Genomic DNA, 26,849 nt, shown 5'->3' with positions numbered 1-26,849 from the left:
TTGTGATAACGGAATTACTATAAAAACCACTTTATTTATATTTATTCATCATCGCTGGTTGCGATAAAAATAAAGAATGTTATTGACGGCTGATGGTGAAAAATATGCATTTTCGTGGACTGCTCTTTGATTTAGACGGCACGTTGGTGAACTCGCTGGATTTTGTTGAGGCCTCATGGAGCGCCTGGGCGGTGCGGAAGGGGGTCAGCGCGCAGGCGGTGCGTCATTACCTGCACGGTAAACCGGCGGTCATCACGCTGCGCCATTTTATGCCGGAAGCGAGCGATGCGGTGATTGAGCAGGAGTTTCTGGCGCTCGAAGCGTATGAAACCAGCCATGTGGAGGGCATTACGCCGGTGCCCGGCGCTGTGGCGTTTCTGCAGTCGCTCAATACGCTCAATGTCCCCTGGGCTATTGTCACGTCGGGCTCGCTTAAGGTGGCCTCGGCGCGTATTCACCACGCGGGGCTGCCTTTCCCTGACGTCCTGGTCACCAGCGAAGATATTACCCGCGGCAAGCCCGACCCGGAGCCCTTTCTGCTGGGGGCACAGCGCTTGAACATTCCCGCTTCTCACTGCGTGGCGTTGGAGGATTCTCACGCTGGGCTACTGTCGGCACAGGCGGCACAAGGCGTGGTGGTTGAAGTGCTTACCGCGCAGTCTGCTACCCACGATATAGACACTTTCGCCACCATTCCGCACTACCAGAATCTCTCCGTCAGCCATAAAGGCGGGGCCGAATTTTTCCTCAGAATTGAAAATGGAGCAGGTCATGATCGCTAAAAAAACGCTGGCGAATGCAATTCGCTTTCTTAGCATTGATGCGGTGCAGCAGGCGAAATCGGGTCACCCCGGCGCGCCGATGGGGATGGCGGATATTGCGGAGGTGCTGTGGCGGGACTTTCTCAACCACAACCCGGCGAACCCGTGCTGGGCAAACCGCGATCGCTTTGTGTTGTCGAATGGCCACGGTTCGATGCTTATCTACAGCCTGCTGCACCTTACCGGCTATGATTTGCCGCTGAGTGAGCTGAAAAACTTCCGCCAACTGCACTCAAAAACACCGGGGCACCCGGAAGTAGGCTATACCGCAGGCGTCGAAACTACCACTGGCCCGCTGGGGCAGGGCATTGCCAACGCCGTGGGAATGGCGATTGCCGAGAAAACGCTGGCGGCGCAGTTTAACCGCCCCAACCATGAAGTGATTGATCACTTTACCTACGTTTTTATGGGCGATGGCTGCATGATGGAGGGGATTTCGCATGAAGTCTGCTCGCTGGCGGGGACGCTAAAGCTGGGTAAACTGGTGGCGTTTTATGACGATAACGGTATCTCGATTGACGGTCATGTAGAGGGCTGGTTCACCGACGATACCGCTCTGCGTTTTGAAGCTTACGGCTGGCACGTGGTGCGTGACGTTGATGGTCACGATGCCCAGGCGATACAACGTGCCGTCGAAGCCGCCCGCGCGCAGACGGATAAGCCTTCTTTGCTGATGTGTAAAACGGTGATTGGTTTTGGTTCGCCGAATAAAGCGGGCACCCATGATGTCCACGGCGCACCGCTCGGCGAGGCTGAAATTGCTGCCACCCGCGAAGCGTTGAACTGGCCCTATGCACCGTTTGATATTCCCTCTGAAATTTATGCGCACTGGAATGCCAAAGAAGCCGGTGAAGCGAAAGAGTCTCAGTGGCAGCATAAATTTGCCGCCTATGCGCAAGCTTTCCCAGAGTTGGCAGCCGAACTGACTCGCCGTCTGAACGGCGACCTTCCCGCAGAGTTCAAGGCAAAATCGCAGGCCTTTATTGAGCGCCTGCAGGCCAAACCGGCGAAGATTGCCAGCCGTAAAGCGTCGCAAAATGCCATTGAGGCCTTCGGCCAGCTGCTGCCGGAATTTCTTGGCGGTTCGGCAGATTTAGCCCCCAGCAATCTGACGCTATGGTCTGGTTCGAAAGCTATCAATGAAGATAGCGACGGTAACTATATTCACTATGGCGTTCGCGAGTTTGGCATGACGGCTATTGCTAACGGCATTGCGCTGCACGGTGGTTTTCTGCCTTATACCTCCACTTTCCTGATGTTCGTTGAGTATGCCCGCAACGCGGTGCGCATGGCGGCGCTGATGAAGCAGCGCCACGTGATGGTCTATACCCACGATTCGATTGGTCTGGGGGAGGATGGACCGACGCATCAACCGGTGGAACAGATTGCTTCGCTGCGTCTGACGCCGAACCTCAGCGTGTGGCGACCGTGCTGCCAGGTTGAGACCGCCATGGCGTGGAAACAAGGGGTGGAACGAACTGACGGGCCGACGGCGCTGATCCTCTCACGGCAGAACTTGACCCAACCGGAGCGTACCTGGCAGCAAATTCAGGACATTGCTCGGGGTGGCTACGTACTGAAGGGCGGTGAGGGAGAGTCGCAGGTGATTCTGATTGCCACCGGCTCAGAAGTGGAGTTGGCCGTAGCCGCCTGGCAGCAACTGACCAGCGAAGGCATCCGCGCTCGTGTGGTATCGATGCCCTGTACCGACCGCTTTGATAAGCAGGATGCAGCCTATCGTGAATCGGTGCTGCCAGCCGCGGTGACCGCACGTGTGGCGGTCGAAGCCGGTATCACCGATTACTGGTTTAAATACACCGGGCTGGGTGGGGCGATTATTGGCATGCACGGCTTTGGCGAGTCGGCACCCGCAGAACAGCTGTATGAAGCTTTTGGTATCACCACTGAGGCCGTGGTACGTCAGGCCAAAGCGTTGCTGGCGTAATCACGCAGGCCCCCGCTCGTGGGGGCTCTTTTCACCCAGGAGGAGCCATGTTCAACGTCGATTTACATCTGCATACCGTGGCCAGCACCCATGCGTACAGTACCGTTCACGATTATCTCGCCGCCGCCGTGCGCAAGGGTATCCGGCTAATTGCCATTACCGATCACGGCCCAGAGATGGTCGATGCGCCTCATGCATTTCACTTTAATAATATGCGCATTCTGCCGAGAGTGGTGGAGGGCGTGGGTCTGCTACGTGGGATTGAAGCCAACATCAAAGCTAACGGCGAAACCGACTGTAGCGATAAAATGCGTAGCGCGTTGGACCTTATTATCGCTGGTTTTCATAAGCAGGTTTTCACCCCGGCTGACGTGGTGACGAATACCAAGGCGATGATTGCGGTTATCGCCAGCGGTAAGGTGCATATCATTAGCCATCCGGGCAACCCGGAATACCCGATTGATATTCCTGCGGTCGTTGCCGCCGCCCGTGAATATGATGTGGCGCTGGAGGTGAACAACGCCTCGTTTCTGCATTCCCGACGGGGAAGCGAAGGCAACTGTCGCCGAATTGTGGCGGCGGTGCGCGATGAGGGGGGCCTGCTGTCGCTGGGCACGGACTCGCACAGTGCCTTTGCATTGGGCGATTTCAGCGCCTGTCAGCCTCTGCTGGTGGAGAGTGGGTTTCCCGAGGAGCGGATTTTGAATGGCTCGCCGCAGCGGGTTCTGGCATTTCTTGAACGTCGCGGCGGTGAGCCAATTGCAGAGCTGAATATGCTGTTCGCTAAAGATCGATAACGTTGCCTCGCGGAAGATTCAGCGATTTACGGATGGCTGAAATAACCTCGGCAGGCTTGAGCAACAGTGAGTTGATACAGACGTTGAGAATACGGCAACCGTCGAAGCGCGTCGGGTTATCGATGGTGATATCGGAGGCAATGATGGCGAGTTCGGCCTCGAGTAAGTCTTTTTCGGTGATCTCATTTTTCAGCCCCAGCACGCCCTGGGTCTCGATTTTTATCGAAAAACGGTAGATTTTTGCCAGCTTTTCCAACTGCTCGGCGGCCATGTAGGTATGCGCCACGCCGGTGGCGCAGGCGGTGACCGCCACGATATGCAGATGGCGGTCGTTGGAAAAGGGCTGCACGTCATCTTTTGCGGTACGGGTCATGATAAGTTTGCTCCCTTGTTCTTACGCCGGTACTCAAGCGGCGTACAATCGTTAATGTCCCGGAACACTTTGCAAAAATAGTTGGTATCGGTGAAACCGCACTTCTCTGCGACCTCATTAATCTTCAGGGTGGTATTGGTCAGCAGCGTTTTCGACCGCGAGATCCGGGCGAGCTTCAGGTACTCGTTAAACTTGACGTCTGATTCGCGGGAGAACAGACGCGAAAGGTAACCGGGGGAAATATTGAAAGCCTCCGCGACGCTTTCGCGGCTGATTTCCTGATGATAGTGGCTATCAATATGGCTTTTGATGTCGTCCAGCAGCGAGAAGGGGCCCCTTGGGTTATTCATTCCTTCAGCCACCTGATAAAGCAGATCGTTAAGCAGCGCATAGACGATGTGAGCGAAGGTCTCGCTGGTTTTATCCTGCGCCCACGCCATTGATTCGGCTAGCTCCAGCAGTCGGTCGCGTACCGTACTGCTGGAGTTTTGCAGGTTAAATTTTTCCACCTCTTTAAATTGCGCACCGTCCCAGTTGCTGATGCTAAAGCCAACGTCCTGCTTCCAGAAAACAATCGACATACAGATAACCGGGCTTTCCCACTGCGGGGCATTCCAGCTGTTGGCGGGAATATAGGTGATGGTGCCGACGGCACGCTCGCACTTAATGATGCGGTCACTGCCCTTTGGCAGCAGCATACTGAGTGCGCCTTTCACCGTTAGCTCGATACGCGGCACGTGAAGATGGTAGGCCATCACCGGCGGCTGAGCATCGCCGTTGGCGACCAACACGCTGTCGCTGGTAGCGCTTTGGGCGCTGAACTCGCTCAAAATTGACTGAATAAATGCGGCCATTGTGTGCGTCCTTATTGCTCGTCCTGGGGTTTAACCACGGTTTTCAGCACCTTCACCGCGATTGCGGTGGTGAGCGTCCCGGCAATCACCGAAACGATATAGCCGAAGTGGTTGCCAACGACCGGCAGTACGATCAGCCCGCCCCAGGGCGCGGCGTTGGTTGCGCCAAACCACAGCGATGAAATCGCCGCCACGGCGCTGCCCAGCATAATGGCGGGGATCACGCGGATCGGATCGGCGGCAGCAAAGGGAATAGCCCCCTCGGTAATCCCCATAAAACCCATGATGATCGCGGGTTTACCGGCTTCGCGTTCCACGTCGTTGAAGATGCCTTTAAACATAAAGGTGGCCAGCGCGAGCCCGAGCGGCGGCGTGCAGTCGGCGGCGGCTACGGCGGCCATGAGTTGCGGATTAGTGGAAATCAGCGCGACGGCAAAAAAGAAGGCGGTTTTGTTCATTGGGCCGCCCATATCGACGGCAATCATGCAGCCCAGAATGCCGCCGAGGATGATAAATGATACGCCCTGCATATTGGCAAGCCATTCACTCAGCCACTTCATCAGCCCGGCAATCGGGTCACCGATGATGTAATACACCGCCATCCCGGTGACGAAGGTGCCCAGCAGCGGGATGATAAAAATCGGCAGCACCATACGCAGAAAACCGGGAATGTTCAGGCGTGCGATCATCGCCAGCAGCACCCAGACCACCAGACCGGCGATAATGCCTGCCAGCATGCCGCCGAGAAATCCAGCGCCCATCTGATAGGCCATCAGGCCGCCAATGGCACCCGGAGCAATCCCCGGTTTATCAACCATTGACCAGGCGATAAATCCGGCCAGAATCGGGATAAATAGCGTCAGTCCTGCCATGCCAATTTGCGACATTGCCTTCAGGAAACCGCTCTCGGGTACTGCCGCATGGCCGCTGAACATCACTGCCAGCGCCAGTAGTACGCCCCCAGCGACGACAAACGGCACCATATAGGAGACGCCGGTCATGAAATGCCGCTTGGTATTTTTTAAGAGTTTTAACATACCGGCCTCGTTGCTGGGTTGGGCGAATCAGCGCGTTAAAGCGCTGAAAACCAGGTGGTACAACGCAATAGGGGTGGTGGCAGCTTTGGCTTTGCTGACAAACTCGTCGTTCATCAACAGTCGGGCAAGGCTTGAGAAATAGCGCATATGCTCGTTTTCCGCCGCAATCGCGCTGATGGAGAGCATAAAAACGGTATCCACCTGTACGCCGCCCCAGGTAATCGGCTGACGTAAGCGAGCGATGCTTATGGTGGAATGCTCTACTGCCGCAGTTCGTGCGTGCGGAATGGCAAAGCCTGCACCAACCACGGTGGGGAAAGGGGTTTCTCGTGCCCAGATGTCATGGCAAAGCTGGTCGCGGGAATCCGTACGCTGGTGTAGCCAGAGGTTATCGACCATGCTTTTGATCGTTTCGTTTTTATCCTCGGCGTCCAGATCCCACTGGATCAATTCCGGCTTTAATAAAGGCCATTCTCCAAGACTGACGGCAATTTGCTGCCGCTTTTGCGCCTGTACTGCCATTTCGAGACGGAAATATCGTTCGATTTTATGATCGACTTCGGTAAGCAGAATGCCGTGCTCGCTGTCGAGTATCAGCAGTGACTGCTGGGAAAGTGCGTCAGGGCCGATATCGATATCCGCCAGCGTAGGGATATCCAGCGCTCGGGCGAGGATCGCGGTATGTGAACTTTTTCCCGTGTTGGAAAGTACCAGGCCTGCCAGATTTTTTCGTTCCATCGACATCAGCAGGCTTGGGGTGAGCGCGTTGGCAAACACCAGGCTTGGCTGAGTGAGCGAAGGTGCAGGCTGCAGCAGCGGATGGTCCGGGTAGAGGACCTGCAGAATTTGCGTGGCGATATCAAGAATATCCAGCGTGCGCTGCTGAATGTAGCGGCTCGGCGAGCGTGCCAGCAGGGCGCTAAAATCCATAGAGGCATGGATAACGGCAGACCAGACGTTCATTCCCCGATGGAGGTAATCGCTGATGCTGGCCTGAAACTCGCTATCGGTAATCAACGTCTGATGCGCTTCCAGCAGGTCGTGTTCGATGCCCATCGTGCGCTGCAGGTCGATTTCTTTGGTCTGCCCCAGCGTTTCTAGCGCGGCCAGCAGGCGCTGCTGCGCGTGCTCCGCACTTTCATATTCATCAGGGCTCTGGACGAGCAGGGCATCAAAGCTGGCACCTGAAATAAAGACCGGTGGTGCGATGGCTATCCCGGCGCAGATACGAGCACCGGTGAGAAAGTGCGGGTGCAGTTCTTCAAGGCAGCGTGGAAGCTGTCCGGGTGATGATTCCTGAGCGGTGCTGAAATCTGGCAGGCACTGGAGCAATGTGACCAGGGCAACCGCTGCACTCTGGCAGTCCGGCCCACTCAACGTAATGTGGCAGATATCGCCAGGTAAAGTATCGGTGGCGACTAGCGAGAGTGCATTCTTCGCGTTGCCAATAATCCCGGTACGTAGATTTTGCCAGGCAATATCGGCCTGCCAGGTATTGCAGAGACGGGCAATGTGCCCAGCGGGTCTGGCGTGGATCCCCTCGCTTAATAAACAGTGGTAGGTGATTTCCTTCGCCATGGTGACTCCTGAGGGCATAACGCGGGTGGGTCGGATAGACACCTGCTATCTTTTACCGATCCCTTAGGGGTTAATATAGTAAAAATGTCACCTTTTCTTGAAAATAGTGACCTGATTGTGAATTTGTGATGTTAGTCATACTTTGTATAGCAGGGAATGTGAGCTATCTGACTGTTTTTAATAATGATAATTATTCAGGGAGAATGCGGAGAGTTTGAGAGGAAAGTCACAAAATTTAAGCAACACTGGCGGAAAGTAGCAGGAACCGCCCATTTCTGGGCGGTAGCGGGAGCTTATTCGCGAACCCAGCCTTTACGAATTGGCACCGAGAAGATTACGCGGTACAGCAGCTGCAGGCGCGGGTAGACGGTGGCGCCAATAAATTGCCACAGCATTTGCGACACCATGCAGCCGACAAGGCCGCTCAGGAAGCCGCCAAGCATATCCATTGGCCAATGCACGCCGAGGTAGACGCGGGACCAGGCGATCGCGACGCCGACCACCATCAGCACCAGGCCAGACCACAGACGATGCCAGAACAAGAAGGCCAGCGCAAAGGTGAAGATCACCGTGCCGTGGTCGCTTGGGAAGGAGTTATCCGGCGCGTGGTGCAGGAAGGTGTGGCCGATGTTCTCCACAAACGGGCGTTCATGCGGGAACAGTTGACCAATCATCCACGACAGCGAGAGGCTAACGGCGATGGCTAACGCGACTTTAATCACCAGATGGCGCTGTGCCTGAACCTGCTTACGTTCCCCCCACAGCCACATCGCCGCGGCGAGCAGGGGAACGATCAGGATCAGATCCTGAGCAATAAAAGTGGCGAATGAAATTGCCCAGGGGGCGGACGCTGGGGTTGCGTTAATCAGCAAAAACAGCGAGTGGTTAAGGTTTTCCAGCATAACGTTCCGGTTTCGCAAATGACGGTTTTATGACAGCTACCTTAAAAAGCCAATCCTGGACCGTAAAGCGGTATTGTCTGAATCACGCTATCGGCATACAAGTGTCTGAAATTAAGGTCCTGCACTCAGTGGCGTAGAGTATAACGCTCGCTACCTTAAGCGAATCTTAACAGCGTCAATTTGTGCGAAATCGTTAAGCTGCGTGATAATTAACTATCACCACTACTGCGCATTGATTAAACTTGCGCGTTTTTATGATAGATGCGAGCCACATGGATACTTCCTCTTCTTCCCGGAAACGCTTAGGGCGTAAGGCAATTTTGTTCCCGCTTTGCCTCGTGCTCTACGAATTTTCCACCTATATCGGCAACGATATGATCCAGCCGGGCATGCTTGCTGTCGTCAAAGAATTTAACGCGGGTAACGAGTGGGTACCGACCTCGATGACCGCGTATCTGGCGGGGGGCATGTTCCTGCAATGGCTGCTTGGGCCGCTATCGGACCGTATCGGCCGCCGCCCGGTGATGTTAACCGGCGTTATCTGGTTTATCGTCACCTGTCTTGCCACGTTGCTGGTGAGCAATATTGAGCAGTTTACGTTCCTGCGTTTCTTGCAGGGGGTGAGCCTGTGCTTTATCGGCGCGGTGGGCTATGCGGCAATCCAGGAGTCGTTCGACGAGGCGACCTGTATCAAGATTACGGCGCTGATGGCGAACGTCGCGCTGATTGCGCCGCTGTTGGGGCCGCTGGTGGGCGCGGCGTGGATCCACGTGGCGCGCTGGGAAGGGATGTTTGTGCTCTTCGCCGCGCTGTCGGCTATTGCCTTCGTCGGCCTGTTTAAATCAATGCCGGAAACGGCGACCCGGATCGGTGAAACGCTGTCGCTGAAAACGCTGGGCCGTGATTACCGCGAAGTGCTGAAAAACGGGCGTTTCGTTGCGGGTGCGCTGGCAACGGGTTTTGTCAGCTTGCCGCTGCTGGCGTGGATTGCTCAGTCACCGGTGATTATCATCAGCGGCGAGCATGCCAGCAGCTATGAGTACGGCCTGCTGCAGGTGCCTATTTTCGGCGCGCTGATCCTCGGTAACCTGGTGCTGGCGCGTCTGACCTCGCGCCGTACGGTGCGTGCGCTGATTATCGCCGGTGGCTACCCGATTATGTTTGGTCTGGTGCTGGCTGCGGCGGCGACGGTGGTGTCATCCCATGCCTATTTATGGATGACCGCTGGTTTAAGTTTCTACGCCTTCGGGATTGGCCTTGCCAACGCCGGGCTGGTGCGTCTGACGCTGTTCGCCAGCGATATGAGTAAAGGCACGGTCTCTGCGGCGATGGGGATGCTGCAAATGCTGATCTTCACGGTGGGGATTGAGCTCAGTAAGCATTGCTATGAGCTGGGCGGAATTGGTCTGTTCAGCCTGTTTAACCTGGCGGGCGGCCTGCTGTGGCTGGGGTTGATGACGATGTTCCTGCGGGATAAAGCGGTAGGTAGCGGGTTGCAACCGCAGTAAATAACCCCGGCGGCGCTTCGCTTGGCCGGGCTACTGGTGTGGTAGCCCGGACGAGGTGCGGAGCACCGACTCCGGGGTTGGCACTATCAAGCAAACGGCGCTTCGCCCTTCAACGCCTTATCAATGATCTCCAGCACGCCTTCTTCATTGTTGTGCGGCGCATGATAGCCCGCCACGGCTTTCACCGCGTCGTTGGCGTTAGCCATCGCAAAACCGTAGCCTGCCTGCTTCACCATCTCAATATCGTTGCCGCTGTCGCCAAAGGCCACGACTTCATCATCGCTCACGCCCCAGCGATCCTGCAATAAGCGCAGGCCGTTGGCCTTGTGGACGCCGGGTATAATCAGGTCAATACTGCCGTGACCGGTGGTCACTGCGGTCAGCATATGGCCGAGTTTCTCATCGAGCAGCGCCTGCATTTGCGGCACTTTCTCGTCCGGGATATTCAGCGCGAACTTCAGAATGGTGTCATCGAGATTATCGAAATTGTCCACCAGTTCCAGACGGTGGTAGTAGCGTACGGCAATATCGTGGAAGCTTTGGTCGTAGCTTTTCAGCGTGTAGGCGCTCTTTTTGCCGCAGACGATAATCTCAATTTCCGGACGGGTGTGCAGGAAAGCGGCGATTTTATCGACGTGGTCACGTGGCATAGCGCAGTTATAGACGTCCTCACCGGCATCGCGCACCCAGCCGCCGTTTTCGGCGACAAAGGCAATTTCATCCACAATCTCCGGGAAGAACGATGCCAGCTGGTAATACTGGTTGCCGCTGGCGACCACAAAGTGGATCTGCTGCGCTTTCATCTGCTGATATTGTTGCTGAAAGCGCTCGCGGTTATAGGTTTTTTTATCGTTCAGGAACGTGCCATCCATGTCGACAGCGATCAGTTTAACGCTCATCAATGACTCTCCATTACAACGCGGGGCTCAGGTTTCGCCACCGCTTTCGCCACCAGAGCGGCAATAAGAACCAGCGCCAGTACGGCCAGCATCGCGCTGCGCAGGCCGTAATGTTCGCCGAGGAAGCCGAGCAGCGGCGGGCCAACCAGGAAGGCCAGATACCCGGTGGTGGCGACAACGCTCACGCGGGTAGGGGCATCCGGGCCGGTGTCGCTGGCGGCGGAAATAGTCAGCGGGAAGCCAAGCGATGCGCCAAGGCCCCACAGAATAACCGACACACCCGCAACCCAGGCGCTGTCGACAAAGATAATCAGGGCGATACCCAGCGCACCCATCAGCGCGCTGGCGCGTACTACGGTAACACGGCTGTAGCGGTCGATAAACCAGCCGCCGGTAAAGCGCCCGACCGTCATGCCCAGCGTGAAGCCAGCGTAAATCAGCGAGCCGGAGGTTGGGCTAAAGCCGTGGCCGTCAACCATCAGCAGCGGCAGCCAGTCGTTGGCGGAGCCTTCGGCAAAGGCCATCGCCAGCACCACCACGCCAATCAGCATCAGCTGCATGTCGCGCCAGAACGGCACGCCTTTTTCCTGATGGTGCGCATCTTCCGCCGCGTTTTTGCCAGTGCCTTCCGGAATGGCTTTAATGGCGATAGCGATTGGCGCAATGCCTATCAGAGCCGCCACGAAGATGTGCCACATCGCCGGTAAGCCAAACGCGGTGACCGCCATACCAACGCCCGCGCCCACTAACGTTCCGAAGCTATAAAAGCCGTGCATCATCGGCAGCACGGTTTTTTTCATCTCACGCTCAACTGCTGCGCCTTCGACGTTGATGGCCACTTCGGCGGAACCGAAGCTAGCACCGAAAATAGCCAACCCGAAGGCGAAAATCCACGCGGAGCCAAAGTGCAGCGCGAGGCTTAAAATCATCATGCCAAAGACGGCGCACGACATGGTGGTACGGATGACCTTACGGGTCCCGAATCGTTTCACCAGAAACGCGGAACAAAGGATGCCGCTCATCGAACCAATCGACAGGCCAAACAGCACGATGCCCATCTCAGCCGTTGAAACCGATAAAATATCGCGGATTGCCGGGGTTCGCGTAGCCCAGGAGGCCATGAGTAAACCGGGTAAAAAGAAGAACATAAAGAGCGCCCACATGCGTAACTGCAGGGCTTTACGGGAGGTTAACGTTGTCATCCATTCGCGTCAGGTCGGAAAGTGTGCAGACAACACTAACAAGCTTGTGTACATTTGTACATAACCAGAAAGAGGAGAATTATGGCTCGCCGACCTAATGACCCGCAGCGCCGGGAGCGCATCCTGGATGCGACGCTCGAAACTATCGCCACGCACGGGATTAGCGCGGTAACGCACCGTAAAATCGCCAGCTGCGCCGACGTGCCGCTCGGCTCGATGACCTATTATTTTGACGGTATTGAAGCCCTGCTCGGGGAAGCGTTCAGCGCCTTTACCGAACGGATGTCACTGGAGTACACCGCCTTTTTTGATGATGTAGGGACGCCGCACGATGCCTGTGATGCGGTAGCGGAGCTTATCTTCAGCAGCCAGGTCACCACGCCGAAGAATATGACCCTGATGTACCAGTTCTATGCGCTGGCGAGCAGTTCGCCCGCGATGAAGGCGGTCATGCAACGCTGGATGCAGCGCAGCCAGCAGACGCTGGAGCAGTGGTTCGATCCGGCAACCGCCCGCGCGCTGGATGCCTTTATTGAAGGGATGACGCTGCATTTCGTGACCGACCGCCAGCCGCTCGATCGCGACGCCATCCGAAAAATGGTAGGGCGGATCGCCGGGGAGAGCGCCTGAAAAGCGTGTACGCTTAGCGAGAACGCAAAACGGAGATCTCGCGATGACAACCCTGCTTTCCGGCGGCTGCCTGTGCGGCCATATTACCTTCACCGCCGCTAACCCCGGCGCTTCCCACAGCTGCTCCTGCGATCTCTGCCAGAAGCATACCGGCGCCCAGTCGGTTATCTGGCTGGAGTTTGACGCCGATGATGTGCAATGGACAGGAGAGGGCGGAAAGCCTGCGACCTGGCGCTCTCCCGAGGCATCCAGCCGGGCTTTCTGCCCACGCTGCGGCAGCTCGCTGGGGGCGATTGATGATGGCCCGGTTATTGCGCTGCTGAGCGGTGTTTTTGACCAGAACCAGGATGCGCGATTTGCACCCGCCTCCCACTCGTTTGAAGATATGAAGCCGCAGTGGTGGCGGGCGCTGTTTGCTGATGGACATGGGAACTAGCTAAGCGTTACTCCGGCGGTCACGTTAACCACCGTGGCCGTCATTGCTCCTGCGCTGCTGGAGGCGAGAAAGGTCATCACCCCGGCGACTTGCTCAAGCGTTGGCAGGCGTTTCAGCATCGTGCCCTGTGCCGCGCCTCCTAACCATTCATCGACCGTTAGTGACATCGCCTGTGCTTTTTCAGCAAACAGTTCACCGGTATAAGACCCTGCTTCGACCGCCCCCTCGATAGCATGCGACCGTACGCCTAGCACCCGAATATTACGCGGCCCCAGTTCGCCTGCCAGCGCTCTGACCATTGCCTCCATTCCGGCACAGCCAACGATATGTCCAAGATGCCCCGGCATCGCTATGGCCGCTGCGGGGGCGACGACGTTCAGCATCACGCTATCGCGCTTGCCGCCCATATAGGGTGCCGTTGATTTGGCAATGATGAACTGCGCGGTGAGGAAAGGATCAATACCTTGCTTAAACTCTGCCAGCGACAGACGTTCCAGGTGTTTGCCCTGCTGATGCATAAACCCGGTAGCGTTGACCACGATATCGATGCCCAGCGTTTGTTCCGCCAGTTGCGCCACGCGCCGCTGGGTTGCCTGTTCATCAAGCACATCAACGGTAAAGGTACTGACGGTGCCACCTTCTGAACGTATACGCTCTGCGGTAGCGTCGAGCTTCTGCTGGTTACGCGCTGCCAGATGCACCAGCGCCCCTTCCCGCGCCATGGCAAGCGCCACCGCGCCCCCAATCGCGCCGCTGCCGCCGAAGATGACGGCGACTTTGCCTGCAAGCAACATGAGTCACCTCGAATGTTGAGTGGGTGTCATAGAAGTATGGGACAGGGGGAGGGGGATGCAAGCGAAGGGGCAACGTGGTGGTGGTTTCTGGGAGCGTAGTCGATTGATTTTTAAAGGGGATGTTAAATTCAGGCAACAAAAAACCCATCAACCTTGAACCAAAGATGGCGGGGTTGATGGGCTCCACAAAATGGGGACATCAAAGAAAAGCAGTGGCACTAATTAAGACTCGCACCCTGATAAAAAGTTCTGCGTTGCGCAAAAATTTTTTTCTTTTCTTTGTTCCCCTGGCCAGCGCTAGCCGCCTAGCCCTGGCCAGATGATGATAATCAGCGTACCGGCAAGGGTTAGCAGCACGTTGGCGATGGCGTAGGTGCCCGCATAGCCCAGCGCAGGAATATTGCTGCGGGCCGTATCGCTGATGATTTCCATCGCCGGAGCGCAGGTGCGTGCGCCCATGATGGCACCGAACAGCAGCGCGCGGTTCATGCGCAGCACGTAGGCGCCGAACAGGAAGCAAATCACTACCGGGATCAGGCTGACCAGCAGGCCGGCAACCAGCATTTGGCCGCCGACCACGCCGAGGCTCTTGCCGATGCCGCCGCCCGCACTTAAGCCGACGCCCGCCATAAAGACCATCAGGCCAAACTCTTTCACCATGTTCAGCGCCCCTTGCGGGATATAGCCGAAGGTCGGGTGGTTGGCACGCAGGAAGCCCAGCATGATACCGGCGAACAGCAGACCGGCGGCGTTACCGATACCGAAGTTAAAGTTGCTGAACTGGAAGGTGATCATGCCGATCATCAGGCCGACGATAAAGAAGGCGCAGAAGGCCAGCAGGTCAGTGACCTGGCTGTGAATGGAAACGAAGCCGATGCGGTCGGCGACGGTTTTCACGCGGCGGGCATCGCCGCTTACCTGCAACACGTCGCCCTTGTTGAGCACGATGTTGTCGTCGATCGGCATTTCAATCTGGCTGCGGATCACGCGGTTAAGGAAGCAGCCGTGGTCGGTTAGCTTCAGCTGCGCCAGGCGGCGGCCTACCACATTGTGGTTTTTAACCACGATCTCTTCGGTGACGATGCGCATGTCCAGCAGGTCGCGGTCGAACACCTCTTTGCCGTTACGGAAGCTTGGGTCAAGGCGTGCGTGCGCGTCCGGGTAGCCGACCAGCGAAATTTCATCGCCCATCTGCAGTACGGCGTCGCCGTCAGGGTTGGCCAGAATACCGTTACGGCGAATACGCTCGATGTAGCAGCCGGTCTGGCGATAAATGCCAAGCTCGCGCAGATTTTTGCCGTCGGCCCACGCCACCAGTTCCGGGCCTACACGATAAGCGCGGATAACCGGCAGATAGACTTTACGGTTGGAGTCGGTGTCCAGACCACGCTCGCGGGCGATTTGCTGGGCGCTGGTTTGAAGATCCTGATGCTGGAATTTAGGCATATAACGTGCCGCGACAATCAAACTCACGAGACCAATAAGATAGGTCAGCGCATAGCCGAGGCTCAGGTGATCCTGTGCCTGCGCGAGTAAGCTCGCCTCCATGCCGGAGTGGCGCAGTGTATCGCCCGCGCCCACCAGTACCGGGGTGGAGGTCATTGAGCCTGCGAGCATCCCGGCCGTCAGGCCGATGTCCCAGCCAAATAGCTTACCGAGGCCTAATGCAATTAGCAGAGCGCTACCGACCATCACCAGGCCGAGCATCAGGTAATTTTTGCCGTCGCGGAAGAAAATTGAAAAAAAGTTCGGCCCGGCTTCTACACCGACGCAGAAAATAAACAGCATAAAGCCCAGATTCAGCGCTTCGGTGTTAATACTGAAGTGTTGCTGTCCTAATAGGAGAGAAACCACTAAAACGCCAATGGAATTACCGAGTTGGATGGAGCCCAGACGTAATTTGCCAAGACAAAGCCCCAGCGCTAATACCACGAATAATAACAGGATGTAATTCCCGTTTAACAAATCTGCGACGTTTATATTCACGGAGTCTAACTTATCGTTTACCAGTAACGTGTTGAAAGGAATGGTTATTTGGTCTACTGTTTACCACGGGCTAAGGTATGCGTTTTGCTATCCAGAACCCGAATAATAACCAGAAAATAGCGGTCAGTAGTTTAATCGTTCCTGATAGCTACGGCTAGCAACAATTGCTTTTAATACACATTACATATGATCAATCAGTCTGCATCGCGACGGTCAGAGAGTGAATCATCGGGCGCACGATATTTTAGCTCGGGAGAACGCTCCGAAAGTACTGATAGATAAAATGTAGCGAAGTTTTGGCAGGGAAGGCCAACAACTTTATCTGACTGGGTGTCCGTAAGGACGAAGTCTGGGGTTTGATAGAGATATTTTCAGGAGATGCGTGTGAAATCTGAACGCGGTTGGGCAGGAGTTATTTGCTGCTTCTTACTCTTTATTGTGGTCTTTTTTTCACTGATTCTGAACGTGAAGGGCGCGTTTCGTGCCAGCGGAAGTCCCGAACTGGGGCTGCTGTTTTTTATCGTCCCCGGTATTGTCTCGAGCTTTATCTCATCGCGTCGTCGAGTGCTGCGTCCGCTGGTTGGCGCCATTCTTGCGGCACCGCTTTGCCTTGTCCTGATGCGTCTCTTCTTCAGCAGCGATCGTTCGTTCTGGCAGGAACTGGCCTGGCACTTCAGCGCCGTATTCTGGTGCGCGCTCGGTGCATTATGCTATCTGTTCATCAGCTCGCTCCTGCACGATAAGCGGCGAGAAAACAAACGCCCGCTTTAAGGGCGGGCGTTGATGGTGCTATCAGGCAAACAGGCCGAGATTCTCTTTCGCCCAGGCTTCAAAGTCTGTGCACCCGCCAATGTGTTTCTGATCGACAAAAATCTGCGGTACGGTTTCAACCGGCTTACCGACGGTTTTTTCCAGATCGGCTTTCGTGATGCCTTCCGCGTGGATGTCTACGTAGCGGTAGTTGAAATCATCACGCTCCTGGGTCAGCTTTTCCGCCAGCTCTTTTGCACGTACACAGTAAGGGCAGCCTGGACGACCAAAAATTACGGTAAACATAGTGTTTCTCCTCAAACGAGCGGAATAATCAACGTGCCTGTCGGCGAATGGCGCTTATCATGCCGCGCGAAGCGCTGCGGGGAAAGAAGGTTCTACCTGTTACTCTGATTCATTCTGGCTATGTCTCGCTAATTATTTTTCATCCGCATACCGTTATAATCGTCATCAATTGGCTATCAAAATGCGCTAAGGGTTCACAGGAGGAGAAGCATGCGTTCGCTCGGAGCACTACCGAAAAGCGTTTTAATTCTGGAGACGGTCGGCATGATCGTGCTGGCGGTGGCGTGGCTATCGCTCAATCAGTACATCACGCTGCCTGCGCCGTTTGCCAGCCCGCTGGCAGCGGTAGTGATGATTTTTCTCGGTATTGCGCTGATGCTACCCGCCGCGGGTGTCCTCTTTTGGGGAATTGCCCGCGCCGTTGCTCCACAGCTGATGAACCCTAACCTGCCGCGAGACAAGGAAAAAAAAGATGACTCCGACCATTGAGGTTCTGCTTAACCATCGCTCTATTCGTCACTTTACCGGCGAGCCGATAAGCGACGAACAGCGCAGCGCGATTATCGCCAGCGCCTAGGCCACTTCCAGCTCCAGCTTTTTACAGTGCAGTTCGATTATTCGCATCACCGATAGCGACATGCGCGAACAGCTGGTCAAGCTGACCGGCGGCCAGGAGCACGTTGCTCAGGCGGCGGAGTTCTGGGTATTTTGCGCCGACTTTAACCGCCATCTGCAGATTTGCCCTGAGGCGCAGCTGGGTCTGGCGGAACAGCTGTTGCTTGGCGTGGTGGATACTTCGCTGATGGCGCAAAACGCGCTGACTGCCGCTGAATCTCTGGGATTGGGTGGCGTCTATATCGGCGGCTTGCGCAATAATATTGCTCAGGTGACCGAACTGCTGAAGCTACCAAAGCACGTGCTGCCGCTGTTTGGTCTGTGCCTTGGTTGGCCTGCAAGCCATCCAGACCTCAAACCGCGCCTGCCGGCCGCGCTGGTGGTGCATGAAAATCACTACCAGCCAATGGACCCCGAAGTGCTGGCGCAGTACGACGAAGATCTCGCCCAGTACTATTTATCGCGCAGTACCAACGCGCGTCGCGATACCTGGAGCGACCATATTCGCCGCACGCTTATCAAAGAGAGCCGCCCGTTTATTCTTGATTATCTGCATCAGCAGGGGTTTGCTACGCGCTGATTCATTAACGAATTTGTGCCAGGGCTCAAGCCTCTGCGGATGCGAAAAACGTATGATATGCCGGTTTTTTTGCGGCTTTTTTGGAGAGGTAAAGGGTGAAAATCGCCATATTGTCCCGGGATGGAACGCTCTTTTCGTGTAAGCGTCTGCGCGAAGCCGCCCAGCGCCGCGGTCATATTGTTGAAGTGCTCGATCCGCTGTCTTGCTATATGAACGTCGACCCGGCGGCCTCGTCGATACACTATAAAGGTCGACAGTTGCCGCACTATGACGCGGTGATCCCACGTATTGGCTCGGCGATCACCTACTACGGTATGGCAACGCTGCGCCAGTTTGAGATGCTGGGCAGCTACCCGCTCAATGAATCGGTGGCGATTACTCGTGCCCGCGACAAGCTGCGATCGCTACAGCTGCTGGCGCGTCAGGGAATCGATCTACCGGTTACCGGCATCGCCCATTCACCGGACGATACCAGCGATCTTATCGACATGGTCGGCGGCGCGCCGCTGGTGGTTAAACTGGTGGAAGGTACGCAGGGAATCGGCGTGGTGCTTGCCGAAACGCGGCAGGCGGCGGAAAGCGTGATTGATGCGTTTCGCGGTCTGAACGCGCATATCCTGGTGCAGGAGTATATCGAAGAGGCGAAAGGGTGCGACATTCGCTGTTTGGTAGTCGGCAATGAAGTGGTGGCATCGATTGAACGCCGGGCAAAATCAGGCGATTTTCGTTCTAACCTGCACCGCGGTGGCGTGGCGACGGTGGCTGAGATCACCCCCGCTGAACGGGCGATTGCCATTAAGGCCGCGCAAACCCTCGGTCTGGATGTCGCGGGCGTAGATATTCTGCGTGCCAATCGCGGTCCGCTGGTGATGGAAGTCAATGCCTCGCCGGGGCTGGAAGGGGTGGAGACCACTACCGGCATCGATATTGCGGGAAAAATGATCGAATGGATCGAGCGTCAGGCTCACCCCGGATTTTGTCTGAAAATCGGCGGATAGTGCGCTTTCATGGTATACGACGCCTTTTTTGCGTAAGCTATGCGCTACTCTCGTACTTATACCGGGCTGCTGCCCGGTAATTTGTTGGTCTGGAATGTTTTACTTTACCGCATGAGGTCATAGGCAATATGGATTCTCTCGTCGTCCCGAGTCTGGATACGTTACGTCAGTGGCTCGACGAAATGGGCATGAACTTTTTTGAGTGCGACACCTGTCAGGCGCTGCACCTGCCGCATATGCAAAATTTTGAAGGCGTCTTTGATGCCAAAATTGATCTCATCGATAACGTCGTGCTGTTCTCGGCGCTGGCCGAGGTCAAGCCATCTGCGCTGCTGGCGCTGGGCGCCGATCTCTCCGCCATTAACGCCAGTTCGCTGACGGTTAAGGCGTTTCTCGACATGCAGGATGATAATCTGCCAAAGCTGGTGGTTTGCCAGTCTTTATCCGCAGGCGTTGGGGTAACCTTCGAACAGTTCGCCGCTTTTGTAACCCAGAGCGAAGAGCAGGTCTCGATGGTTATCCTCGAGGCCAACGCGCATCAACTGCTCTATAAGCCAGAAGACGAAGAGCAGCCGCCGGAAGATATCCAATACCATTTTCTTCACTGATCATCCCCGTTAAATAGCGCAGTCACTGCCATAGTGGCTGCGTATTACCTGCTTTTATTCTGCATTTAACCTATTTTTAAAGATTCATTCACTACCTGATTGCCCATTTTGGCTTATCAGATAGAGTGATCTTGCATAAAAAATTGATAAAAGGCGTTTTTTACACTGACCTATAGCCTCCAGTCCGGGCTACAGTTATTCTTGCGACATATCAATGCCCCCCTATTTATTGCTGACAATACCCTATGTTGGCGAGGTTCTTGCATTGATAAAGCGAGCAATGACTGCAGGGGAGCCCGTTCTCTTCTCTTTCATGCAGTACGAAAAAATATGCATGATTTTTGCATACTCTAAATTGCGTATATTTCGTCCGTTTGTTAACGGATGACGAGAGGGATAAGAGATATGGCCGCCTTAAATAAAAAATGGTTAACAGGTCTGGTGACGGGTGTGCTGATGGCCGCCTCGGCAAGCGTGCTCGCTGCGGAACAAAAAACGCTGCATATCTATAACTGGTCTGACTATATCGCGCCGGACACCGTGGCGAATTTTGAGAAAGAGACCGGAATTAAAGTCGTCTATGACGTGTTTGACTCCAACGAAGTGCTGGAAGGCAAACTGATGGCGGGCAGCACCGGTTTTGACCTGGTGGTGCCGTCGGCAAGCTTCCTGGAGCGTCAGCTCACCGCCGGTGTGTTCCAGCCGCTCGATAAGAGCAAGCTGCCAAATTGGAAAAACCTCGACCCGGACGTGCTCAAGCTGGTGGCTAAACACGACCCGGACAACAAGTACGCGATGCCTTATCTGTGGGCGACGACCGGTATCGGCTACAACGTTGACAAAGTCAAAGCCGTGCTGGGCAAAGATGTACCGCTGAACAGCTGGGATCTGGTGATGAAGCCGGAAAACCTGGAGAAACTGAAAAGCTGCGGCGTCTCCTTCCTTGATGCGCCAGAAGAAATCTTTGCCACAGTGCTTAACTACTTAGGCAAAGATCCCAACAGCACCAAGGCCGATGACTACACCGGCCCGGCGACCGATCTGCTGCTGAAACTGCGTCCTAACATTCGCTACTTCCACTCTTCTCAGTACATTAACGACCTGGCAAACGGTGATATCTGTGTGGCCATCGGCTGGGCGGGTGATGTGTGGCAGGCGGCAAACCGTGCCAAAGAAGCGAAAAACGGCGTGAATGTTTCTTACTTTATTCCGAAAGAGGGCGCACTGGCCTTCTTTGATGTCTTCGCCATGCCAGCCGATGCGAAGAATAAAGATGAAGCCTATCAGTTCCTTAACTATCTGATGCGCCCGGACGTGATTGCGCACATCAGTGACCATGTGTTCTACGCGAATGGCAACAAGGCTTCCACGCCGCTGGTCAGCGCCGAAATTCGCGATAATCCGGCGATTTACCCGCCGGCAGATGTTTTCGCTAAGCTGTTTACGCTGAAAGTTCAGGATCCAAAAATTGACCGTGTGAGAACGCGCGCATGGACCAAAGTGAAAAGCGGTAAATAAATCAATCACCCATAACGTGATAAGCCTGCACCGGGGCAGTGCATCTGCCCCAATCTGGACACCGGCCGGGTGGTCGGTGTCCAGGGGTTGATATGACAACCGGGTCATATCGATATTTGTATTTTGCCGGAGAGCACCAGATTGAACGACGCTATTCCCCGCCCACAGGCGAAAATCCGCAAAGCGCTCACCCCGCTGCTGGAAATCCGTAATCTGACCAAATCCTTCGACGGCCAGCACGCCGTAGACGACGTTAACCTCACCATCTATAAAGGCGAAATCTTTGCGCTGCTGGGTGCTTCCGGCTGCGGAAAGTCGACCCTGCTGCGTATGCTGGCGGGCTTTGAACAACCGACCGCTGGGCAGATTATGCTGGACGGCGTTGACCTGGCGCACGTGCCGCCTTATCTGCGCCCGATTAACATGATGTTCCAGTCCTACGCGCTGTTCCCGCACATGACCGTGGAGCAGAACATCGCTTTCGGCCTCAAGCAGGACAAGCTGCCGAAAGCGGAAATTACCGCTCGCGTTGCCGAGATGCTGGCGCTGGTGCACATGCAGGAGTTTGCCAAGCGCAAACCGCACCAGCTTTCCGGCGGCCAGCGTCAGCGTGTGGCGCTGGCACGTAGCCTGGCGAAACGCCCGAAACTACTGTTGCTGGATGAACCCATGGGCGCGCTGGACAAAAAACTGCGTGACCGCATGCAGCTGGAAGTGGTCGATATTCTGGAACGCGTTGGCGTCACCTGCGTCATGGTGACCCACGACCAGGAAGAGGCGATGACCATGGCCGGGCGCATTGCCATTATGAACCGCGGCAAGTTCGTGCAAATTGGCGAGCCGGAAGAGATTTACGAGCACCCGACTACCCGTTATAGCGCTGAGTTTATTGGCTCGGTTAACGTATTCGAGGGGCTGCTGAAGTCGCGTGAGGACGACGGCCTGGTGATTGATTCACCGGGGCTGGTGCACCCGCTGAAGGTCGATCCGGATGCCTCGGTCGTCGATAACGTTCCGGTGTACGTCGCGCTGCGCCCGGAAAAAATCATGCTTTGCGAAGAGCCACCTACGGACGGCTATAACTTTGCCGTCGGCGAAGTGGTGCATATCGCCTATCTGGGCGATCTCTCCATTTACCACGTGCGGCTCAAAAGCGGGCAGATGATCAGCGCCCAGTTGCAGAATGCCCATCGCTACCAGAAAGGGTTACCAACCTGGGGCGATGAGGTACGTCTGTGCTGGGATGCCGATAGCTGCGTGGTGTTGACGGTTTAAGGAGGGGCTATGAGTACGTTTGAACCACCAGCCCGTTCGCGCAAACCGGGCGGCTTCGTCCTGTGGCTAGCGCGCATCAATATGAAGCACGGGCGCAAGCTGGTCATTGCCATGCCGTACGTGTGGCTGATCCTGCTGTTTCTGCTGCCGTTCCTGATTGTTTTCAAAATCAGCCTGGCGGAGATGGCGCGCGCGATCCCGCCGTATACCGATCTCATGGAGTGGGCCGACGGTCAGCTCACACTTGCGTTGAACTTCGGCAACTTCCTGCAGCTTACCGACGATCCGCTCTACTTTGAGGCCTATTTGCAATCATTGCAGGTGGCGGGGATCTCGACGATCTGTTGTCTGCTGCTTGGCTACCCATTGGCGTGGGCGGTGGCGCACAGCAAACCATCAACGCGTAATATTCTGCTGCTGTTGGTGATTCTGCCGTCGTGGACCTCGTTCTTGATCCGCGTTTATGCGTGGATGGGGATCCTGAAAAACAACGGCATTCTGAATAACTTCCTGATGTGGTTAGGCGTTATCGATCAGCCGCTGACGATTCTGCACACCAACCTGGCGGTCTATATCGGCATTGTTTACGCCTATCTGCCGTTTATGGTGTTGCCTATCTATACCGCGCTGACCCGCATCGACTATTCGCTGGTGGAAGCCTCGCTGGACTTGGGTGCTCGCCCGCTGAAAACCTTCTTCAGCGTGATTGTGCCGCTCACCAAAGGTGGGATTATTGCTGGTTCGATGCTGGTGTTTATCCCAGCGGTCGGGGAGTTTGTGATCCCGGAACTGCTCGGCGGCCCGGACAGCATTATGATTGGCCGCGTGCTGTGGCAGGAGTTCTTTAACAACCGCGACTGGCCGGTGGCCTCGGCGGTGGCGATTGTGATGCTGTTGCTGCTGATCGTGCCGATCATGTGGTTCCATAAGTATCAGCAAAAACAGATGGGAGACCACGGATGAACAACCTGCCTGTCGTAAGATCGCCGTGGCGCATTCTGATTCTGGTGATTGGGTTTACCTTCCTCTATGCGCCGATGCTGATGCTGGTGGTCTACTCGTTTAACAGCTCGAAGCTGGTCACCGTGTGGGCGGGCTGGTCGACGCGCTGGTACGGCGAACTGTTCCGCGATGATGCGATGATGAGCGCTGTAGGGCTAAGCCTGACGATTGCGGCCTGCGCGGCAACCATGGCGGCCATCCTCGGCACCATTGCCGCTGTAGTGATGGTGCGCTTTGGTCGTTTCCGCGGCTCCAACGGCTTTGCCTTTATGATAACGGCACCGCTGGTTATGCCGGACGTCATTACCGGGCTGTCGCTGCTGCTGCTCTTTGTGGCATTGGGCCACGCGATTGGCTGGCCTGCCGACCGTGGCATGCTGACCATCTGGCTGGCGCACGTTACCTTCTGTACGGCGTATGTGGCGGTGGTTATCTCTTCGCGGTTGCGTGAACTTGACCGTTCGATTGAAGAGGCCGCGATGGATCTCGGAGCGACGCCGCTGAAGGTCTTTTTCATTATTACGCTACCGATGATCATGCCTGCTGTGGTCTCCGGCTGGCTGCTTGCCTTCACGCTGTCGCTCGACGATCTGGTGATTGCCAGCTTCGTCTCGGGTCCAGGTGCGACCACGCTGCCAATGCTGGTCTTCTCCAGCGTACGCATGGGGGTGAATCCGGAGATTAACGCCCTGGCGACGCTTATCCTCGGCGTGGTCGGAATTGTCGGATTTATCGCCTGGTATCTGATGGCGCGAGCAGAAAAACAGCGGGTGCGCGATATCCAGCGTGCAAGACGCGGATAATCCTCTTAAAATCAGTAGGGATGTGCAGTCGATGCCGCGAATGTTCGCGGCATCGTTTTCATGGAAGGCAACAACATTGGAACTGTTTACTCGAAGCCGTCAGTCGCATGCTCGTCTGAATGTCCCTGCTTTGGTGCAGGTGGCGGCGCTCGCCATTATTTTAATCCGCTGTCTCGATCTGATTATGATAATCAACCTGCTCGGGCTGCATGGCATTGGCGAGTTTATTCACCGTAGCGTACAGACCTGGACGCTGACGCTGGTTTTCCTCAGTAGTCTGGTGCTGGTTTTTGTCGAAATAGGCTGCGCATTTTCGCTGGTGAAAGGGCGTAACTGGGCACGCTGGGTCTACCTGCTGACGCAGGTCATTGCTGCCAGCTATCTGTGGGCGGCATCGCTGGGCTATGGCTATCCTGAGCTGTTCAGCATCGCGGGCGAGTCGAAGCGGGAGATCTTCCGATCGCTGGTAATGCAAAAAATGCCGGATCTGCTGGTTTTATGCCTGCTTTTTCTGCCCGCGGCCTCCCGGCGATTTTTCCGCTTACAATAACGGTGATACAATCCACGCCCCCGATTTTCTCAAGGTCTTTTTATGCAGTGCGCACTTTATGATGCCCATCGTTGCCGTTCCTGTCAGTGGATTGAGCAGCCGATAGCCGAGCAACTCGCGGCCAAAATGGCCGATCTCCAGACGTTGTTGGCGGATTTTTCCGTTAACGCCTGGTGCGCACCGGTATCTGGCACGGAACAGGGCTTTCGTAATAAAGCCAAAATGGTGGTCAGTGGTAGCGTTGAGCGTCCGCTGCTCGGCATGCTGCACCGTGACGGTACGCCGGAAGACTTAACCGACTGTCCGCTTTATCCCGATTCGTTTGCCCCGGTCTTTGCCGCACTGAAGCCGTTTATCGCCCGTGCGGGTTTAACGCCCTACAACGTGGCGCGTAAGCGCGGCGAGCTGAAGTATCTGCTGCTCACCGAAAGCCAGCTGGACGGCGGCATGATGCTGCGTTTCGTGCTGCGCTCAGAAGCCAAGCTGGCCCAGCTTCGCGCAGCGCTGCCGTCGCTACAGGCGCACCTGCCGCAGCTGAAGGTCATTACTGCCAATATTCAGCCGGTGCATATGGCGATTATGGAAGGCGAGCAGGAAATCTTTTTTACCGAGCAGCAGGCGCTGGCGGAAAGCTTTAACGACGTGCCGCTGTGGATCCGCCCGCAGAGCTTCTTCCAGACCAACCCGACGGTGGCGAGCGCGCTGTACGCCACCGCGCGCGACTGGGTGAGGGCGCTGCCGGTTAACCATATGTGGGATCTGTTCTGCGGCGTCGGCGGTTTTGGTCTGCACTGTGCTACGCCGGAGATGACGTTGACCGGCATCGAAATTGCGCCAGAAGCGATCGCCTGTGCTAAGCAGTCGGCGGCGGCGCTGGGTCTGGATAAGCTCCATTTCCAGGCGCTGGATTCGACGCAGTTTGCTACCGCTCAGGCCGATATTCCGCAGCTGGTGCTGGTTAATCCACCGCGTCGCGGCATTGGTAAGGCGCTGTGTGACTATTTAAGTGAGATGGCGCCGGAATTTATTATCTATTCCAGCTGTAATGCACAGACCATGGCGAAGGATTTTGCGCATCTGGCAGGGTATCGCGTGGAGAAGGTGCAGCTGTTTGATATGTTCCCGCATACGGCGCATTACGAGGTGTTGACGCTGTTGGTGCGGCGATAGTCCCGGCGGCGCTTCGCTTGGCCGGGCTACGTGTTTCTGGTAGCCCGGGCGTACAGTTAGCGACCCCGGGAACGGCTGATTACTCAGCAAACCACTTATCGTTAATCTTCTGGTAGGTCCCGTCAGCTTTAATCGCTTTCAACGCGCCGTTCAGTTTTTCCAGCAGCGCTTTGTTATCCGGACGTACCGCAATGCCCAGGCCGATACCGAAGTATTGCGGATCGGTCACTTTCTCGGTGGCCGCGCCCAGCTGCGGATTGGTTTTCAGCCATTCATTCACCACCGCGGTATCACCAAACACGCCGTCGATACGGCCATTTTTCAGGTCGATAATCGCGTTCTGGTAGCTGTCATAAGCCACGGTTTTCACTTCCGGATGCTTATCCATCAGGTATTTCTGGTGGGTAGTGCCGTTTTCCATCCCGATGCGTTTGCCTTTCAGGTCGTCAAAGGTTTTGAACTCACCTTTTTTGGCAATCACCAGCGCCGAGTTGGCATAGTAGGCATCGGTAAAGGCAACTTGCTTGCTACGCTCTGGGGTGATGTCCATGCCGGAAATGACCGCATCGTATTTCTTAAACTTCAGCGCCGGAATCAGGCTATCGAACGCATGGTTGGTGAACGTACACTCAGCCTGCATCTGCTTACAGAGCGCGTTAGCCAGATCGATATCAAAGCCGACAATCTGGTTGCTGGCATCCATGGATTCAAACGGCGGGTAGGTGGCGGAAACGCCAAAGCTGATTTTATCTGCGGCCTGAGCGCCTGCGGCGACGGTGGCAAGTAAGGCGGCCAATACTAATTTTTTCATGGATGAGCTCCTGTCTGTCTCGCTTATTGGGTGCTGCCCTGCGTGTGGCATGGAGCTACAATGCCACTAAGTGAATTTGTATGCAATATATTTGATTAAAT

General features: G+C 55.6%; 27 protein-coding genes and 1 pseudogene. 17 read left to right on the top strand and 11 right to left on the bottom strand.

Features of this window, described 5'->3' with window-relative positions; all coding sequences use genetic code 11:
* Positions 1-104: 104 nt before the first annotated feature.
* From HII27_RS03875 to HII27_RS03865, 3 genes are read left to right on the top strand one after another with little or no spacing between them, the layout of a single operon-like run.
* Positions 105-782, top strand: a complete 678-nt coding sequence (locus HII27_RS03875; RefSeq protein ID WP_185666648.1) for an HAD-IA family hydrolase — start codon at positions 105-107, stop codon at positions 780-782.
* Positions 772-2,766 (top strand): transketolase, encoded by a 1,995-nt coding sequence (gene tkt, locus HII27_RS03870; RefSeq protein WP_185666647.1) that lies wholly within the window; start codon positions 772-774, stop codon positions 2,764-2,766. Before HII27_RS03875 ends, tkt begins: the two co-directional genes overlap by 11 nt.
* 47 nt (positions 2,767-2,813) lie before the next feature.
* The gene (locus HII27_RS03865) at positions 2,814-3,563 is read left to right on the top strand and encodes a phosphatase (RefSeq protein ID WP_185666646.1); all 750 of its coding nucleotides are present in this window, start codon (positions 2,814-2,816) and stop codon (positions 3,561-3,563) included.
* Here the strand turns inward: HII27_RS03865 and HII27_RS03860 are convergent.
* The 5 genes from HII27_RS03860 to ybjG form a co-directional block, all read right to left on the bottom strand.
* Positions 3,550-3,936, bottom strand: coding sequence for a fructose PTS transporter subunit IIB (locus tag HII27_RS03860; protein ID WP_191091976.1), 387 nt, complete (start codon positions 3,934-3,936; stop codon positions 3,550-3,552). The genes HII27_RS03865 and HII27_RS03860 overlap by 14 nt on opposite strands.
* Positions 3,933-4,790, bottom strand: coding sequence for a helix-turn-helix domain-containing protein (locus HII27_RS03855; protein ID WP_185666645.1), 858 nt, complete (start codon positions 4,788-4,790; stop codon positions 3,933-3,935). Before HII27_RS03855 ends, HII27_RS03860 begins: the two co-directional genes overlap by 4 nt.
* Positions 4,791-4,801: 11 nt before the next feature.
* A complete protein-coding gene (locus tag HII27_RS03850) occupies positions 4,802-5,827 on the bottom strand; it encodes a PTS fructose transporter subunit IIC (RefSeq protein WP_185666644.1) in 1,026 nt (341 codons plus the stop codon).
* 27 nt (positions 5,828-5,854) lie between these two features.
* Positions 5,855-7,405, bottom strand: a complete 1,551-nt coding sequence (locus HII27_RS03845; protein WP_185666643.1) for a PTS sugar transporter subunit IIA — start codon at positions 7,403-7,405, stop codon at positions 5,855-5,857.
* Positions 7,406-7,698: 293 nt separating this feature from the next.
* On the bottom strand, positions 7,699-8,307 hold the full coding sequence (gene ybjG / locus HII27_RS03840) for an undecaprenyl-diphosphate phosphatase (RefSeq protein WP_185666642.1): 609 nt from the start codon (positions 8,305-8,307) through the stop codon (positions 7,699-7,701).
* 272 nt (positions 8,308-8,579) lie between these two features.
* On the opposite strand from ybjG, the gene HII27_RS03835 reads away from it, so the two are divergent.
* Positions 8,580-9,815, top strand: a complete 1,236-nt coding sequence (locus tag HII27_RS03835; RefSeq protein ID WP_185666641.1) for an MFS transporter — start codon at positions 8,580-8,582, stop codon at positions 9,813-9,815.
* 86 nt (positions 9,816-9,901) lie between these two features.
* On the opposite strand, the gene HII27_RS03830 is transcribed toward HII27_RS03835, so the two are convergent.
* Positions 9,902-10,714, bottom strand: a complete 813-nt coding sequence (locus HII27_RS03830) for a Cof-type HAD-IIB family hydrolase (protein ID WP_185666640.1) — start codon at positions 10,712-10,714, stop codon at positions 9,902-9,904.
* A complete protein-coding gene (locus HII27_RS03825) occupies positions 10,714-11,916 on the bottom strand; it encodes an MFS transporter (RefSeq protein ID WP_185666639.1) in 1,203 nt (400 codons plus the stop codon). The genes HII27_RS03830 and HII27_RS03825 overlap by 1 nt, the downstream gene beginning before the upstream one ends.
* Before the next feature lie 81 nt (positions 11,917-11,997).
* On the opposite strand from HII27_RS03825, the gene HII27_RS03820 reads away from it, so the two are divergent.
* Together HII27_RS03820 and HII27_RS03815 are read left to right on the top strand one after the other, a co-directional pair.
* On the top strand, positions 11,998-12,546 hold the full coding sequence (locus HII27_RS03820) for a TetR/AcrR family transcriptional regulator (protein ID WP_185666638.1): 549 nt from the start codon (positions 11,998-12,000) through the stop codon (positions 12,544-12,546).
* Between the two features lie 43 nt (positions 12,547-12,589).
* Positions 12,590-12,982, top strand: a complete 393-nt coding sequence (locus tag HII27_RS03815) for a GFA family protein (protein ID WP_185666637.1) — start codon at positions 12,590-12,592, stop codon at positions 12,980-12,982.
* On the opposite strand, the gene HII27_RS03810 is transcribed toward HII27_RS03815, so the two are convergent.
* Positions 12,979-13,776: an SDR family NAD(P)-dependent oxidoreductase gene (locus tag HII27_RS03810; RefSeq protein ID WP_185666636.1), complete on the bottom strand. Its 798-nt coding sequence runs from the start codon at positions 13,774-13,776 to the stop codon at positions 12,979-12,981. The genes HII27_RS03815 and HII27_RS03810 overlap by 4 nt on opposite strands.
* Positions 13,777-14,073: 297 nt before the next feature.
* A complete protein-coding gene (locus tag HII27_RS03805; RefSeq protein WP_185666635.1) occupies positions 14,074-15,762 on the bottom strand; it encodes an aspartate:alanine antiporter in 1,689 nt (562 codons plus the stop codon).
* Between the two features lie 384 nt (positions 15,763-16,146).
* Between HII27_RS03805 and HII27_RS03800 the strand changes: the two genes are divergently transcribed.
* Positions 16,147-16,533: an inner membrane protein YbjM gene (locus tag HII27_RS03800; RefSeq protein WP_185666634.1), complete on the top strand. Its 387-nt coding sequence runs from the start codon at positions 16,147-16,149 to the stop codon at positions 16,531-16,533.
* 21 nt (positions 16,534-16,554) lie between these two features.
* Here the strand turns inward: HII27_RS03800 and HII27_RS03795 are convergent, their stop codons facing one another.
* Complete coding sequence (locus HII27_RS03795; protein ID WP_035894505.1) at positions 16,555-16,818, bottom strand: GrxA family glutaredoxin; 264 nt, start codon at positions 16,816-16,818, stop codon at positions 16,555-16,557.
* A gap of 210 nt (positions 16,819-17,028) precedes the next feature.
* On the opposite strand from HII27_RS03795, the gene HII27_RS03790 reads away from it, so the two are divergent.
* The 10 genes and pseudogenes from HII27_RS03790 (at position 17,029) to rlmC (ending at position 25,937) form a co-directional block, all read left to right on the top strand.
* A complete protein-coding gene (locus HII27_RS03790; RefSeq protein WP_185666633.1) occupies positions 17,029-17,307 on the top strand; it encodes a YbjC family protein in 279 nt (92 codons plus the stop codon).
* A pseudogene (nfsA, locus tag HII27_RS03785) lies at positions 17,291-18,013 on the top strand (oxygen-insensitive NADPH nitroreductase). Before HII27_RS03790 ends, nfsA begins: the two are co-directional and overlap by 17 nt.
* Positions 18,014-18,108: 95 nt before the next feature.
* Positions 18,109-19,011, top strand: a complete 903-nt coding sequence (gene rimK, locus HII27_RS03780; protein ID WP_185666632.1) for a 30S ribosomal protein S6--L-glutamate ligase — start codon at positions 18,109-18,111, stop codon at positions 19,009-19,011.
* 128 nt (positions 19,012-19,139) lie between these two features.
* Positions 19,140-19,619 (top strand): type III secretion system chaperone family protein, encoded by a 480-nt coding sequence (locus tag HII27_RS03775; RefSeq protein WP_185666630.1) that lies wholly within the window; start codon positions 19,140-19,142, stop codon positions 19,617-19,619.
* A 405-nt stretch (positions 19,620-20,024) separates the two neighbouring features.
* The gene (potF, locus tag HII27_RS03770) at positions 20,025-21,137 is read left to right on the top strand and encodes a spermidine/putrescine ABC transporter substrate-binding protein PotF (RefSeq protein ID WP_185666629.1); all 1,113 of its coding nucleotides are present in this window, start codon (positions 20,025-20,027) and stop codon (positions 21,135-21,137) included.
* Between the two features lie 141 nt (positions 21,138-21,278).
* Positions 21,279-22,412 (top strand): putrescine ABC transporter ATP-binding subunit PotG, encoded by a 1,134-nt coding sequence (gene potG, locus HII27_RS03765; protein ID WP_185666627.1) that lies wholly within the window; start codon positions 21,279-21,281, stop codon positions 22,410-22,412.
* Positions 22,413-22,421: 9 nt separating this feature from the next.
* Positions 22,422-23,375, top strand: coding sequence for a putrescine ABC transporter permease PotH (gene potH, locus HII27_RS03760; protein ID WP_185666625.1), 954 nt, complete (start codon positions 22,422-22,424; stop codon positions 23,373-23,375).
* Positions 23,372-24,217 (top strand): putrescine ABC transporter permease PotI, encoded by an 846-nt coding sequence (gene potI / locus HII27_RS03755; RefSeq protein ID WP_185666623.1) that lies wholly within the window; start codon positions 23,372-23,374, stop codon positions 24,215-24,217. The genes potH and potI overlap by 4 nt, the downstream gene beginning before the upstream one ends.
* 40 nt (positions 24,218-24,257) lie before the next feature.
* The gene (locus HII27_RS03750; RefSeq protein WP_185666756.1) at positions 24,258-24,767 is read left to right on the top strand and encodes a YbjO family protein; all 510 of its coding nucleotides are present in this window, start codon (positions 24,258-24,260) and stop codon (positions 24,765-24,767) included.
* 42 nt (positions 24,768-24,809) lie between these two features.
* A complete protein-coding gene (gene rlmC / locus HII27_RS03745; RefSeq protein WP_185666621.1) occupies positions 24,810-25,937 on the top strand; it encodes a 23S rRNA (uracil(747)-C(5))-methyltransferase RlmC in 1,128 nt (375 codons plus the stop codon).
* A 79-nt stretch (positions 25,938-26,016) separates the two neighbouring features.
* Here rlmC and artJ read toward each other — a convergent pair whose 3' ends face one another.
* Positions 26,017-26,748, bottom strand: coding sequence for an arginine ABC transporter substrate-binding protein ArtJ (gene artJ / locus HII27_RS03740; protein WP_123651343.1), 732 nt, complete (start codon positions 26,746-26,748; stop codon positions 26,017-26,019).
* Between the last annotated feature and the right edge of the window lie 101 nt (positions 26,749-26,849).

This window comes from Kluyvera sichuanensis (assembly GCF_014218705.1).
Lineage (GTDB): Bacteria > Pseudomonadota > Gammaproteobacteria > Enterobacterales > Enterobacteriaceae > Kluyvera > Kluyvera sichuanensis.
Note: the sequence above shows the minus strand (reverse complement) of the source record. Positions and strands in the feature narration are given on the sequence as shown.

What these genes read in the sequence shown, in the direction of transcription:
- HII27_RS03875 (WP_185666648.1), top strand. Translation starts at nt 105, where the DNA reads ATGCATTTTCGTGGACTGCTCTTTGATTTAGACGGCACGTTGGTGAAC.
- tkt (WP_185666647.1), top strand. Translation starts at nt 772, where the DNA reads ATGATCGCTAAAAAAACGCTGGCGAATGCAATTCGCTTTCTTAGCATT.
- HII27_RS03865 (WP_185666646.1), top strand. Translation starts at nt 2,814, where the DNA reads ATGTTCAACGTCGATTTACATCTGCATACCGTGGCCAGCACCCATGCG.
- HII27_RS03860 (WP_191091976.1), bottom strand. Translation starts at nt 3,936, where the DNA reads ATGACCCGTACCGCAAAAGATGACGTGCAGCCCTTTTCCAACGACCGC.
- HII27_RS03855 (WP_185666645.1), bottom strand. Translation starts at nt 4,790, where the DNA reads ATGGCCGCATTTATTCAGTCAATTTTGAGCGAGTTCAGCGCCCAAAGC.
- HII27_RS03850 (WP_185666644.1), bottom strand. Translation starts at nt 5,827, where the DNA reads ATGTTAAAACTCTTAAAAAATACCAAGCGGCATTTCATGACCGGCGTC.
- HII27_RS03845 (WP_185666643.1), bottom strand. Translation starts at nt 7,405, where the DNA reads ATGGCGAAGGAAATCACCTACCACTGTTTATTAAGCGAGGGGATCCAC.
- ybjG (WP_185666642.1), bottom strand. Translation starts at nt 8,307, where the DNA reads ATGCTGGAAAACCTTAACCACTCGCTGTTTTTGCTGATTAACGCAACC.
- HII27_RS03835 (WP_185666641.1), top strand. Translation starts at nt 8,580, where the DNA reads ATGGATACTTCCTCTTCTTCCCGGAAACGCTTAGGGCGTAAGGCAATT.
- HII27_RS03830 (WP_185666640.1), bottom strand. Translation starts at nt 10,714, where the DNA reads ATGAGCGTTAAACTGATCGCTGTCGACATGGATGGCACGTTCCTGAAC.
- HII27_RS03825 (WP_185666639.1), bottom strand. Translation starts at nt 11,916, where the DNA reads ATGACAACGTTAACCTCCCGTAAAGCCCTGCAGTTACGCATGTGGGCG.
- HII27_RS03820 (WP_185666638.1), top strand. Translation starts at nt 11,998, where the DNA reads ATGGCTCGCCGACCTAATGACCCGCAGCGCCGGGAGCGCATCCTGGAT.
- HII27_RS03815 (WP_185666637.1), top strand. Translation starts at nt 12,590, where the DNA reads ATGACAACCCTGCTTTCCGGCGGCTGCCTGTGCGGCCATATTACCTTC.
- HII27_RS03810 (WP_185666636.1), bottom strand. Translation starts at nt 13,776, where the DNA reads ATGTTGCTTGCAGGCAAAGTCGCCGTCATCTTCGGCGGCAGCGGCGCG.
- HII27_RS03795 (WP_035894505.1), bottom strand. Translation starts at nt 16,818, where the DNA reads ATGTTTACCGTAATTTTTGGTCGTCCAGGCTGCCCTTACTGTGTACGT.
- HII27_RS03790 (WP_185666633.1), top strand. Translation starts at nt 17,029, where the DNA reads ATGCGTTCGCTCGGAGCACTACCGAAAAGCGTTTTAATTCTGGAGACG.
- HII27_RS03775 (WP_185666630.1), top strand. Translation starts at nt 19,140, where the DNA reads ATGGATTCTCTCGTCGTCCCGAGTCTGGATACGTTACGTCAGTGGCTC.
- potF (WP_185666629.1), top strand. Translation starts at nt 20,025, where the DNA reads ATGGCCGCCTTAAATAAAAAATGGTTAACAGGTCTGGTGACGGGTGTG.
- potH (WP_185666625.1), top strand. Translation starts at nt 22,422, where the DNA reads ATGAGTACGTTTGAACCACCAGCCCGTTCGCGCAAACCGGGCGGCTTC.
- potI (WP_185666623.1), top strand. Translation starts at nt 23,372, where the DNA reads ATGAACAACCTGCCTGTCGTAAGATCGCCGTGGCGCATTCTGATTCTG.
- HII27_RS03750 (WP_185666756.1), top strand. Translation starts at nt 24,258, where the DNA reads ATGTTCGCGGCATCGTTTTCATGGAAGGCAACAACATTGGAACTGTTT.
- rlmC (WP_185666621.1), top strand. Translation starts at nt 24,810, where the DNA reads ATGCAGTGCGCACTTTATGATGCCCATCGTTGCCGTTCCTGTCAGTGG.
- artJ (WP_123651343.1), bottom strand. Translation starts at nt 26,748, where the DNA reads ATGAAAAAATTAGTATTGGCCGCCTTACTTGCCACCGTCGCCGCAGGC.